Origin of the sequence: Bradyrhizobium sp. JR4.3 (genome assembly GCF_040547695.1) — a bacterium.
In the GTDB taxonomy this organism is placed as follows: Bacteria; Pseudomonadota; Alphaproteobacteria; order Rhizobiales; family Xanthobacteraceae; genus Bradyrhizobium; species Bradyrhizobium canariense.
This window is the reverse complement of record NZ_JBEPQF010000017.1, coordinates 129,380-142,193: the sequence shown is the minus strand read 5'-3', so window position 1 is coordinate 142,193 and position 12,814 is coordinate 129,380. Positions and strand designations below refer to the sequence as shown.

General features: G+C 64.3%; 7 protein-coding genes. 1 reads left to right on the top strand and 6 read right to left on the bottom strand.

The genetic code is table 11. The annotated features are described in order from the left end of the window. Positions 1-94 precede the first annotated feature (94 nt). Positions 95-259: a DUF3309 family protein gene (locus ABIB91_RS25360; RefSeq protein WP_007595743.1), complete on the bottom strand. Its 165-nt coding sequence runs from the start codon at positions 257-259 to the stop codon at positions 95-97. Between the two features lie 184 nt (positions 260-443). Here ABIB91_RS25360 and ABIB91_RS25355 point away from each other — a divergent pair, with 184 nt between their 5' ends. Further along, positions 444-761, top strand: a complete 318-nt coding sequence (locus tag ABIB91_RS25355; RefSeq protein WP_007613819.1) for a polyhydroxyalkanoic acid system family protein — start codon at positions 444-446, stop codon at positions 759-761. A gap of 3 nt (positions 762-764) precedes the next feature. Here the strand turns inward: ABIB91_RS25355 and treY are convergent, their stop codons facing one another. The 5 genes from treY to treS are packed head-to-tail and all read right to left on the bottom strand — an operon-like array spanning position 765 to position 12,810. Further along, positions 765-3,551, bottom strand: coding sequence for a malto-oligosyltrehalose synthase (gene treY, locus ABIB91_RS25350; protein ID WP_354168272.1), 2,787 nt, complete (start codon positions 3,549-3,551; stop codon positions 765-767). 1 nt (position 3,552) lies between these two features. Then, the gene (treZ, locus tag ABIB91_RS25345) at positions 3,553-5,307 is read right to left on the bottom strand and encodes a malto-oligosyltrehalose trehalohydrolase (RefSeq protein ID WP_354168270.1); all 1,755 of its coding nucleotides are present in this window, start codon (positions 5,305-5,307) and stop codon (positions 3,553-3,555) included. Continuing rightward, positions 5,304-7,382, bottom strand: a complete 2,079-nt coding sequence (gene glgX / locus ABIB91_RS25340) for a glycogen debranching protein GlgX (RefSeq protein WP_007595729.1) — start codon at positions 7,380-7,382, stop codon at positions 5,304-5,306. Before glgX ends, treZ begins: the two co-directional genes overlap by 4 nt. A gap of 3 nt (positions 7,383-7,385) precedes the next feature. Beyond that, on the bottom strand, positions 7,386-9,524 hold the full coding sequence (gene glgB / locus ABIB91_RS25335) for a 1,4-alpha-glucan branching protein GlgB (protein WP_354168268.1): 2,139 nt from the start codon (positions 9,522-9,524) through the stop codon (positions 7,386-7,388). Beyond that, positions 9,517-12,810 carry a maltose alpha-D-glucosyltransferase gene (gene treS, locus ABIB91_RS25330; protein WP_354168266.1) on the bottom strand — a complete coding sequence of 1,098 codons (3,294 nt, stop codon included), beginning with the start codon at positions 12,808-12,810 and terminating at the stop codon, positions 9,517-9,519. Before treS ends, glgB begins: the two co-directional genes overlap by 8 nt. Positions 12,811-12,814 lie beyond the last annotated feature (4 nt).

The following is a 12,814-nucleotide window of genomic DNA, read 5'->3' as shown; positions in this document are numbered from 1 at the left end:
GGTGGGTTAGCGAAGCGTAACCCACCACTTCTGTTGACGCGGAGAGAAAAAAGGTGGGTTACGCCTTGCGGCTAACCCACCCTACCGAACCCGGCTAGATCCGTCCCAGCAGGAGCAGGATCAGCAGGATCACGATGACGAGCCCGAGACCGCCGCCGCCGTAATAGCCGGTGCCGTAGAACGGGCCGCCGCCGATGCCGCTGAAGCCGCCGAGCAGCGCGATGACCAAAATGATCAGAATGATCGTACCGATAGACATGCCAAATCTCCTCCAGCCCTTCGTTGAAGGGTCTCTTGCAACCTGTCCCGTTGTGCCAGGGCAACTTGCCGCAGGTTTTATAGTTCCGCCTATGAAACACGGCGTGCACGCTCAACTTGCATGGAACCTTTGTGGTACCGGTGGGCATGATTATGTGAGGTTCAATCACTAACGGGGCAGAGCCATGTCAGCACCGCTTGTCGTCTCTATTCCCCACCGCCTCGGCCGCGAGGAGGCGGTACGCCGGCTCAAGACCGGGCTCGGCCGTGCTGCCGCCAGCATTCCGGTGATGCAGGTCGAGGAGGAGCGCTGGAACGGCGACAGCATGAATTTCCGCATCCGCGCGCTCGGGCAGATTGCGAGCGGCCAGGTCGATGTCGCCGACGATCATGTCAAGGTGCAGGTGGTGTTGCCCTGGCTGTTGCAGCGCTTTGCCGAGATGGCGCAGGCCACGATCCGCAAACGCGGCCAGCTGCTGTTGGGCAAAGACGGGAAGAGCTAGCGTTCAAGCGCGGGTGCGCTGTCGCACCGGTTTCGCCGCGTCCACGGGCCGCGCCGGGATGACCGAAGCGGGAAAACCGCGAAGCGCCTGCGCGAGCGGCAGATCGTTGCCGGCGAAACCCGGCATGCTGTAGCCCGTGACGTCGATGGTGGCGTCGGCCTCATCGAGCGCCGGCCATTCGCGTCCTGCTTGCGTGAAAGGTGCGAAGTGGCGCCCGACCGCGACGATTGCCGCGGTGCGGCCGTGGCGGCGGGCAAAGGCCACGACATGGTCGGCATGTGCGCCCCGCACCTGAAGCGGCTGGTAGTCGCCTCGCGCGAAGACGTCGGATAACTCGTTGCGCAGCTTGAGCAGGTGCCGCGTCCAGGCCAGCTTGAGCTGGCCGTCCGGCCAGCTCTTGATCAGGTGATTCCAATCCGGATTGTCCAGCGTGCCCAGCGCCGCGTGTCGCGCGGAAAAATCCACCGGGCGGCGGTTGTCGGGATCGACCAGCGACAGGTCCCAGAATTCGGTCCCCTGATAGAAATCGGGCACGCCCGGCAGAGTCGCTTTGAGCGTGAGCTGGCTCAGCGCGTTCAGCGCGCCGAGCAGCGCGACGCGGCGAGCCAGGGTTTGCAGCGCCTCCAGGAACTCGCCTGATTGCGCGGGATCGAGGATCTTCGCGATGAAGCTCTTGACGCCGCTCTCGTAGGCCTCGTGCGGGTTGAGCCAGCTGGTCTCCTCCTTGCCCTCGCGCGCGGCCTTGAGCGCATAGGCTTGGATACGCGCGACGAAGCCGGCTTCGGCCGACTCCCCAAGCGGCCAGGCGCCGAGCAGGGTCTGGTAGAGCATGTATTCGAACGTGGCCGACGGAGCGCGCAGATTGCCGTCGAGCGCGAGGTGCGGCGCGTTCAGGACTTTCCAGCGTGCCACGGCGCTGGTCCATTCGCCGGGAATTTCACTTAAGGCAGCGATCCGTGCGCGGGCGTCCTCGCCACGTTTGGTGTCGTGCGTGGCGGTCGCCGTCATCCCTTGCGGCCATTCCCTGGCGCGGGCCTGCATGGTCTCGTGGAAAGCGGGAATGGTGAGGCCCTTGCTCGCGGGATCGCCGCCGACTTCGTTCAGGGCGAGCAGCCGGTGGAATTGATAGAAGGCAGTGTCCTCCAGCGACTTCGCCATCATCGGCCCGGTGAACTGCTGCACCTTCAGCGCAAAGCGGCGCACGCGCGGGGCGCTGTGCGGGGGACGGCCAGGCTTGAGCAGATCCATGGTGAGCGCGTCGCGCAGGAAGTCGAAAATGCCTTCGTCCGCGGCGAACCATTCCCGGCGAGCGTGCTCGATGGTGTCGTCGATCAGCTTGCGATCGTTCGCGGTCGGCGCGCTTGTCGTCAAATAGGTGCGGTACACCGGGAAATGCAGCACGTAGAGCTCGAGCGCCTGCCGCAGGCTGTCGGCGGAAAAGTCGCGGGTGGAGTAGTGCCCGTTGGCGATGCGCGCAAGCAGGCGCGTCAGAACCGTGAATTCGCTGGTCAGCAGCGTCTCCAGCACGCGCCGTTTGGCGTCCTTGACATAAGGCGCGAGCCGCGGCGGCCGGTTGCTGATCTGCCGCCAGGTCTCGTCCAGGGCCTCCAGCCCCTTGGCGTCGACCAGAACGTGAGTGATGGCGTTCATCCACTCATAGCCGGTGGTGCCCTGGACGCCGGCGAAATGCGGCAGGCGCTCGTGCTCGCACAGGATCTTCTCGATCACCGTATAGAACGGCTTTGTGGTGCCCTGGGCGTCGCGCACCAGCCGACGCAGACGCTGGCAATATTGCGCGGGATCGCGCAGGCCGTCGATATGATCGAGCCGGATGCCTTGCAGTTTGCCCTCGGCAATGAGTTGCTTCACCAGCCTGTGCGTGGCGGCGAACGTGCCGGGATCCTCGACCCGCATGCCGGCGAGCCCGTTGACGTCGAAGAAGCGGCGATAGTTGATGTCGCTGGAGGCAAGCCGCCAGTGCCCGAGCTTGTAGTGCTGGCGCTCCAGCAAATGATGCAGCGCCAGCGTCTGCGCGGGGCGGTCCTTGGCGGCGCGATAGGCGCCGAGGCCGCGCGCGATGATATCGGCGCTGCCTGCGATCTCTTTGAGCTCCGCCTTGAAGCCGGGCGCTTCCTTGCGGTTGGGGCGGCGCAGTCCCGTGTAGCGGGCCGCCAGCGACAGCAGGCGCTTGCCGGCCTCGGTTTCGGCGGCGTCGGCGTCCTTCACGATCATCCGCAGCATCTCGCCATAGCGCTCCGGCGCGATCGGCAATCGATGCTCGAAATACCAGGCGGAAAAACTGCCTTCGTCGGGATCGTAGCGCAGCTCGATATCGCCGCTCTCGAGCGCTTCGCCATAGGACGCTCCGAGGATCGGCAGCAGCACGCCGCCACGGGCGCGGAAAGCCAGTTGATCCCAGTCGATATCGAAGGAGACGGCGTGCGGCGAGGCCTGGCCCCATTCCAGCACGTCCAGCCACCAGGGATTGTCAGCAAAGTGCACGCCGACATGGTTCGGTACGAAGTCGATGATGAGGCCGAGGTCGTGTCGCGTCAGTGCTTCGCTCAGCCGCGCGAAGCCGGCCTCGCCGCCGAGCTCCGGATTGAACTGGCTGTGATCGACGGTGTCATAGCCGTGGGTCGAGCCCTTGCGGGCCTTCATCACCGGCGAGGTGTAGAGATGCGTGATGCCCAGCGCCTTCACGTAGGGCACGACTGCGGCGGCCCTGTCGAAATCGAAATCCGCGGTGAGCTGAAGCCGGTAGGTTGCGAGAGGAATGGCTGGAGGCATGTCAACCTCCGAGGCGCCAGACCACCGACCAGGGCGCAAGCCGATCGCCGGTCGCGCCGCCCCAGATCGGGGTCCCCACACCGTCGTCGGAATATGCGGCGTCCTTGTCGGAGAGATTGGCCACGAGGCGCAACGTCGCGCCATCCCCCATGTGCCAATGTGCGGTGAGCAGCCCGCTATCGGCCACGGCGGCATCACCGAAGCGCGCACCTTTCAGTCGTGGCGCGACCTCCTTGTGGCGGAGTGCGAGCAGCTCCCGCACCAGCGCGAGGCGTGCATCCTGCTCCGGCGTGTGGCCGCTCCAGTCGAGCACGGCCGATTGCAGCGTTGCCGGATCGAGCGGGTCGGGCACGTCGTCGCCGTACTTTTCATAGGCCCAGGCGTATTCCTGCCTGCGCCCCTTGCGGACGGCATCAGCCAGTCCGCCCTGGAAGTCACAGAAGAACGGGAAGGGCACGGTGGAGCCCCACTCCTCGCCCTGAAACAGCATCGGCACCATCGGCGCGAGCAGGGTCACCGCGAGTGCTGCTTCGATCTGCTTGGGCGATGCCAGGCTTTCGAGCCGGTCGCCGAGCGGCCGGTTGCCGATCTGGTCGTGGTTTTGCAGGAAATTGACGAAGGTTGCCGGCGGCAGCGCGTCACTCTTCTCGCCGCGCGGCTTCTTGCCCCAGAATTCAGAGATTTCGCCCTGATAGACGAAGCCGGAGGCGAGCGCGCGTGCGAGATCGAGGCGCGGTGTTTGATAGTCCGCGTAATAACCAGCGAGCTCGCCCGTCAGCATCACGTGCCAGACGTGGTGGTAGTCGTCGTTCCACTGGGCGCGATATTTGCCGTTCGGAGGCTCCTGCGCGGCGTCGAGCAGGCTCGCGCGGTTGTCGCCGTTCTCCAGCACGAGATGGATATGCCGTCCCGTGGCCTTGGCAAGCTCGCCCGCGGCGACGCTGAGGTCCTGCAGCATCGATTGCTCGCCGGGGATCGCCATGATGTGATTGGCGGCATCAAGCCTCAGGCCGTCGAAGCGATAGTCGCTGAGCCACGACAGCGCGTTCTCGACGGCAAAAGCGCGAACCTGCGGCACGCGATAATCGATCGCACTGCCCCATGGCGTGTGCGCGTCGGTGAAGAAGGCGGGCGCGTAGCGGCCGAGGTAATTTCCCTCGGGGCCGAAATGATTGTAGACGACGTCGAGGAACACCATCAGCCCGCGCAGATGGGCTTCGTCGATCAGCGCCTTCAAATCATCGGGATGACCATAAGCGCTGTCGGGCGCGTACCACAGCACGCCATCATAACCCCAGCCGCGACGACCGGCGAAGTCGGCCAGCGGCATCAGCTCGACCGCGGTGATGCCGGTCGCTACGAGATGATCGAGCTTGTCGATCATGGCACGATAGGTGCCTTCCGCAGTGAAGGTGCCGACATGCGTCTCGATCAGTACCGTCTCTTCCCAGGGACGCCCGCGCCAATCGGGCGTGCGCCAGGCGAAGGCGTCATGATCGATCACCTCGCTCGGGCCGGACACGTCGTCGGGTTGGAATGCAGACGCCGGATCCGGCACGTCGATCTCGTCGTCGATCCTGAATTTGTAGTTGCTGCCGACGGGCAGATTGGCAATCTCGGCGACATACCAGCCATCCTGCCGGCGCTGCATCGCGTGTCGTCTGTCGAGCAGGAGATCGACACGACGCGCTGCAGGCGCCCACAGCCGGAACGACACGCCGTCCTTCGTCGGCCTCGCCCCGAAGGATGGCCTCATAGCGCCCCCGCGAAAGCGAGCACGGAGCGCGGCGGCGCCTTGCTGTCGCTTCCGGGCAGGAAGTCGACCGTGTTCAGCTTGGCGTCGGTCGTGTTCAGGATTTGCTGCCAGCTCTTGTATTCGGTCAATTTTGGCAATTTGAATGCGATCTCTTCGGGGGCTGCGTTGAGTACGATAAAGATCGCGGCGCTGCCCGGTTCCATCGGCCCCATCACATAGGAGAGGAACCGCCCTTCCGGGAATTTCCAGTCGCTTTCCGTCATTTCGTCGCCGGCCGGCGTCAGCCACAGCGCGCCGTAGGAGATGCCGTCCTTGGGGCGGCCGTCGAGCCAGCGATGGCTGCGAAGCTGCGAGAACCGGCGGCGGATATCGGCGAGCTCGGCGACGAAATCGACCATGTCGTCGCCGTCCTTGCCGAGATTGTCCCAGCCGACCCAGCCAACCTCGTTGTCCTGGCAATAGGCGTTGTTGTTGCCTGATTGCGAATTCCCGACCTCGTCGCCGGCGAGGATCAGCGGAATGCCCTGCGCCAACATGAGGCAAGCCAGTACGTTCTTGCGAAGCTGCCGGCGCAAGCTGACGATTTGGGGATCGTCGGTCGGGCCCTCGACACCGCAATTGTTGCTGTGGTTGTCGTTGGAGCCGTCGCGATTGTCCTCGCCATTGGCCTCGTTGTGCTTCTCGTTGTAGCTGAAGAGATCGGCGAGGGTGAAACCGTCATGCACGGTGATGTGGTTGACGCTGGCGCGCGGCCGCCGTCCGTCGTGGTTGAACAGGTCGGAGGACGCCGTCATGCGGCTGGAGATGTCGCCGATCAGGCTGCCTTCGCCGCTCCAGTAGCGGCGCATAGCGCTGCGATAACGGTCGTTCCACTCCGACCATTGTGAAGGAAATGCGCCGACCTGGTAGCCGCCAAGGCCGAGGTCCCAGGGTTCGGCGACGAGCTTGACGCTCGCCAGCACCGGGTCCTGGCGTATCGCGGTCAGGAACGAGCTGCCGCGATCATAACCGTTCGGCCCGCGCGCCAGCGTGGTGGCGAGGTCGAAACGGAAGCCGTCGACGTGGCAGACCTCGACCCAGTAGCGCAGGGAATCCATCACCATCTGCAGCACGCGCGGATGGGTGAGGTTCACCGACGAGCCGCAGCCGGTAAAATCGTCGTAGTAGCGCGGGTTCTCGCGGTTCAGCCAGTAATAGGAGGCGTTGTCGATGCCGCGGTAGCACAGCGTGGGGCCGAGATGATTGCCCTCGGCTGTGTGGTTGTAGACGACGTCGAGCATCACCTCGATGCCGGCATCGTGCAGGCGTGCGACGGTGGTGCGGAAGGAATCGAGGGCGTTGTCCTGGGCGTAGCGCTGCTCGGGCGCGAAGAAGGACAAGGTGTTGTAGCCCCAGTAATTGGCGAGCTTCTTCTCCACCAGGATGCGGTCATCGACGAAACTGTGCACCGGCAGGAGCTCAACGGTGGTGACGCCGAGCTTCTTCAGGTGCTCGATCATCGCCGGTGAGGACAGGCCGCCATAGGTGCCGCGCAAATTCGGCGGGACGTCGTCGCGCTTCTGTGTCAGTCCCTTGACGTGGGCCTCGTAGATGATGGTGTCTTCCCAGGGAATGTTGGGCCGGATCTCGCGGCGGCCCCAGTTGAAGGTCTCGTCGACGACGACAGCCTTGGGCATGCCGCGCGCGTTGTCGCGCCGGTCGAACGACAGATCCTCGCGCGGGCTTCCGGTGCGATAGGCGAAATGCGCGTCACTCCAGACCAGCCGCCCGGAAAGCCGCTTGGCATAGGGGTCTAGCAGGAGCTTGTTGGCGTTGAAGCGGTGGCCTTGTTCGGGCTCGTAGGGGCCATGCACGCGGTAGCCGTAGAGCTGGCCGGGCGAGACGTCGTTGAGATAGCCGTGCCAGACATCCTCGGTGCGCTCCGGCAGCTCGACGCGCTCGAGTTCGCGGCGGCCCTGCATGTCAAACAGGCACAGCTCGACCTTCTGCGCGTTGGCGGAGAACAGCGCGAAATTGGTGCCGCGTCCGTCCCAGCTTGCGCCGAGGCGTGCGGGCGATCCAGCAGTCAGGCGCATCGTTCAGCTTTCCGGAACGAGGAAGATCGCGGCGAGCGGCGGAATGGTGAGGCGGAGCTCGCCATTGACGGCGTGGACTTCGCCGATATTGCCGACATTGCTGCCGCCGTAATGGGCGGAGTCGGAGTTGAACACTTCCTTCCACTTGCCACTGAGGGGCGCGCGAACGCGGTAGTTGCGATAGACGTTGGGTGAGAAGTTGACGATCACCATGCACCGGGCGTGCTCGTCAAATCCCTTGCGCAGCCATGCGAAGACGTTGCGGTTGGCGTCGTCGGTGATCAGCCATTCGAACCCGGCCTGCTCGCAGTCCATCTGGTGCAGCGCCGGCACCGCGCGATAGAGCCGGTTGAGATCGCGGATCAGCGCCTGGATGCCTGAATGGGGCTTGTACTCGAGCAAGTGCCAGTCGAGCGACTGGTCGTGATTCCATTCGCGGCTTTGTGCGATTTCGGCGCCCATGAACAGCAGCTTCTTGCCGGGATGGCCGAACATGAAGCTGTAATAGGCGCGCAAATTCGCGAAGCGCTGCCATTCGTCTCCGGGCATACGCCCGAGGATCGAGCGCTTGCCGTGCACGACTTCGTCATGCGACAGCGGCAGGACGAAATTCTCCGAGAAGGCGTAGTGCAGGCCGAACAGGATGTCGCCGTGATGATGCTTGCGGTGGATCGGATCCTTGCTGATGTAGTTCAGCGTGTCGTGCATCCAGCCCATGTTCCACTTGTAGCCGAAGCCGAGCCCGCCGAATTCTACCGGGCGCGAGACCTGCGGCCAGGCGGTGGACTCTTCGGCGGCCGTGGTCGCCTGCGGGAAACGTGCGAACAGCTCGGTGTTGAAGCGGCGCAGGAACGCGATCGCCTCGATGTTCTCCCGGCCGCCATGCTGGTTCGGAATCCACGCGCCGGGCGGACGGCTGTAGTCGAGGTAGAGCATGGACGCGACGGCATCGACGCGCAGTCCGTCGATCGCGTAGCGCTCGAGCCAGAACAGCGCGTTGGACACCAGGAAGTTCGTGACTTCGGTGCGGCCGTAATTGTAGATCAGCGTACCCCAATCGAGATGCCGGCCCTGGAGCGGATTGGCGTGCTCGTACAGCGCTGTGCCGTCAAAGCTGCCGAGCCCGTGCGGATCGTCCGGGAAGTGGCCGGGCACCCAGTCGAGCAGCACGCCGACGCCCTCGCGGTGGCAGGCATCGACCAGTGCGGCAAAATCCTCCGGCGTGCCGAAGCGGCTGGTCGGCGCATACAGGCCAGTCGGCTGATAGCCCCATGAGCCGTCGAAAGGATGCTCGCTCACGGGGAGGAATTCGAGATGGGTGAAGCCCATGTCGCGGGCGTAGGCCGGCAGCTGCTCGGCCAGTTCGCGATAGGTCAGCCATTCATTGCCGTTCTTGCGCCGCCACGAGCCGAGATGGACCTCGTAGATCGACATCGGCGCGGACAACGCGTTGATGCCGTCGGGTGCCGGTCGCGGCCGGGGCAGATGTGCTTCGTCGAACACGATGGAAGCGGTCTTCGGCCGCACCTCGCTTGCAAAGGCCATCGGATCGGACTTCAGCGGAAGCAGATGGCCATGCGGTCCGATAATTTCGAACTTGTAGTGGTCGCCCGCCTTGGCGTGCGGGATGAACAATTCCCAATAACCCGCGCCGCGCACCCGCATCGGATGGCGGCGTCCGTCCCAGAAATTGAAGTCGCCGACCACGGAGACACGCCGGGCATTGGGCGCCAGCACCACGAAGCCGATGCCATCGATGCCGTCGAGCCGCATCGGATGCGCGCCGAGCTTGTCGTAAAGGCGCTGGTGCGTGCCTTCGCCGAGCAGATAGAGGTCGAAATCGGTCAGGATCGGCGGAAAGCGATAGGTGTCCTCGAATTCGATGACGTTGTCGCCGAACTTCGCGCGGAGCTGATAGTGCTTCGCGCCGTTCGGCAGAGCGCCGATGAACAGGCCGGCATCATGGACGCGATCGAGCTTCGCCACCTCGCCGTGCTCGCCCACCGCCTCGACATTGGAAGCATCGGGAAGAAACGCGCGCACCACGCTCTTGTCGCCCTCGGGATGCAGCCCGAGATAGTGGAAGGGATCGGAGTGGCGACCCTCGATGATCGCATAGGCCTCGGCAGGGAGTTTAGGCATGGGCTTCGCTCTCGATACTGGACAGAATGCGAAGCAGTCCGGACAGCGGCGCATGGAGCCCCTCAGGCCGGTGGGACAGCTCGTACTCTACTTCCTCGAACGCTTGATCAAGCAGGAAAAACCTTAACAGGCCTGCCGCGGATTGCGGATCTTCCGGCCACAGCCGCCGATCGGTCATGGCTTCGCGGTAGGCGGTGAGGAACGTCGCGGTGGTGCGCTCGCGCCATTCGTCGAGCGCAGCCGTAAGCCGGCCCTGTTCGTCGGAAGCACCCGTGAGCGCGCGGTGGAGCGCCGCGTTAACCGAAAGATCAATCGAGCGGATCAGGCCGGCAACGTCGCGCGCCGCAGGCAGCTTGCGCCGCTTCTCCGCCAGCGGCAAACGCGGATCTCCGTCGAAGTCGATGATGAAGATATCGTCCTTCACGATCAGAGTTTGCCCGAGGCGGAAGTCGCCATGATGACGGATGTTCAACCCGCCGATCCCGGCAGGTAGTAGCGCGCTGAGCCGGCCGGACAGGGACGCGCGCTCCGCGGCGAGCTGATTGATCAGCGGCCGATCTGCCTCTCGCAGGCCGTCGGTGCTGGCGGCCAGCCGCTCGAAAATCCGCTCGGCCCGTGCCTTGAGCTCGGATGACCAGCGCTTGATGTGTGCGGAGCCAATCGGCTCCGGCGCGAGATCGCCGGGCTTTGCGGCGGCCAAAGCCACATGCAGCTCGGCGAGCCGTCGACCGATCTGCGTAATGAAGTGCAGATAGGGCGCTTGCTCCTGGGTCTCGCGGGGCATCTCGCCCGGTGGCAGCACCCGCTGCTCGTCGATATAGCGGTCGAGATAGCCCGCAGTGACGCCCCAGCCGTCGCCCTGGTTCTCGACATAGGCGTGCAGCACGCCGACTGCGCTGCGACGGTCGTCTTCGACCAGTTCGACGCTGCCGAGCAGTGCCGGCGTATTGGCAAAGCGGGCGATTTCCGTGAGGTAGGAGCCGATCTCGATCTCGGGATTGATACCGGCTTCGAGCTGGCGATAGATCTTGGCGACATATTGATTGTCGACCAGCGCGGTGCTGTTCGACTGTTCGATCGCGCGGATGCGTTCGGGCTCCTTGATGGTGTACTCGGCAAACCGGCTGGTCGCCTTGAACTCCAGCCGCAGATTGTTTTCTTCCACCACCAGGTTCTGCGACAGATTGCGCAGGAACAGGCCAATGAAGATCTGCTCGGTTGCCACATCCAGCAGCGTCCCTTCGCGGGCACCCTGACGTACGGCGGCGAGTGCCCTGGGATTGAAGCGTTCGCGGTCGAAGCGCACCCATTCGATCTGCATCGGCAGCACGTAGCGCGTGGTGACGTCGCCCTGCGCCGCCTCGAAAAACGCGATCCAAGGCCTGTTGTCGCCGATGTCGCAGAACGGCACCGCCGAGGTCAGCGTCGGCTTGATGTGCTTGGGATTGTGCTCGGGATACCAGCGCGTGCGCGACAGGAATCCCGGCAGCACCTCGTGCTCGAACACGCCCCGCTCGCGCGCCAGCGACACCCAGGTCGAGTTCACCGGCACCACCAGCGTCTCGAATTCCGGTACCGCGCGCGGCGTCACCGGCTCGGACTTGTCGCGCTCGGTGAGCTGGAACCAGTAGAAGCCATAGGGCCCCAGCGTGACCATGTAGGGCAGTTCGCCGATCGCCGGAAAACGCGTGCGGCCGAGCATCTCCTGCGGGATGCGGTCCTTCCAGGGCGACAGATCGAGCTCGGTCGCCTGGGCCGCGCGCGACAGATTGGCGACGCAGAGGATCACCTCGTCACGGTACTGCCGGACATAGGCCAGCACGGCGCGGTTGGCCGGGCGGATGAAGGTCATGGTGCCGCGGCCGAAGGCGAGCGTCGATTTGCGCACCGAGATCAGGCGCTTGGTCGCGCTGAGCAGCGACGACAGGCTGCGCGACTGCGCCTCCACGTTCACCGATTCATAGCCGTAGACCGGATCCATGATCAGCGGCGCGTAGAGGCGGGCCGGGTCACAGCGCGAGAAGCCGCCGTTGCGGTCCGGGCTCCACTGCATCGGCGTGCGCACGCCGTTGCGGTCGCCGAGATAGATGTTGTCGCCCATCCCGATTTCGTCGCCGTAATAGATGATCGGCGTTCCGGGGAAGGACAGCAGCAGCGAGTTCATCAGCTCGATCTTGCGCCGGTCGTTGTCCATCAGCGGCGCGAGGCGCCGGCGGATGCCGACATTGATGCGGGCGCGCGGATCGTTGGCGTAGGTGGTCCACAGGTAGTCGCGCTCGACGTCGGTCACCATCTCCAGCGTCAGCTCGTCATGGTTGCGCAGGAACAGCGCCCATTGGCAGCTCGCAGGAATGTCCGGCGTCTGGCGCAGGATGTCGGTGATCGGGAAGCGGTCCTCCTGGGCGATCGCCATGTAGATGCGCGGCATCAGCGGGAAGTGGTAGGCCATGTGGCACTCGTCGCCGCGGCCGAAATATTCCTGCACGTCCTCCGGCCATTGATTGGCCTCGGCCAGCAGCAGCTTGCCCTTGGAGTAGGAATCCAGCTCGTGGCGCAGCCGCTTGATGATGGCATGCGTCTCGGGAAGGTTCTCGTTCGAGGTGCCTTCGCGCTCGCAGAGATAGGGAATGGCGTCCAGACGGAAGCCGTCGACACCGGCATCGAGCCAGCGCTTCATTACCTGGATCAGGGCGCTGACGACGCGTGGATTGTCGAAATTGAGATCCGGCTGGTGCGAGAAGAAGCGGTGCCAGTAGAAAGCGCCGGCCTCGTGATCCCAGGTCCAGTTCGACTTCTCGGTGTCGGTGAAGATGATGCGGGTGCCCTGGTATTTCTGGTCGGTGTCGCTCCAGACATACCAGTTGCGGGCGCTCGAGCCCGGAGGGCTGCGGCGCGCGCGCTTGAACCAATTGTGCTGGTCCGAGGTGTGGTTGACGACGAGCTCGGTGATGACGCGCAGCCCGCGCTTCTGCGCTTCCTGGATGAAGCGCTTGAAATCCTTCATCGTCCCGAAATCGGGATTGACCGCTCCGTAATCGGCGATGTCGTAGCCGTCGTCGCGGCCGGGCGAAGGATAGAACGGCAGCAGCCACAGCGCGGTGACGCCGAGCTCCTGGAGATAAGGCAGCTTCTCTGTCAGCCCTGCGAAATCGCCGATGCCGTCCTGATTGCTGTCGGCAAACGCCTTGACGTGGAGCTGATAGATGATGGCGTCCTTGTACCAGAGCTCGTCCACGATCTCGGCAGCCTCGGCTTTCTTGGTGTCGACGGAAGACAATACGTTCATGGCG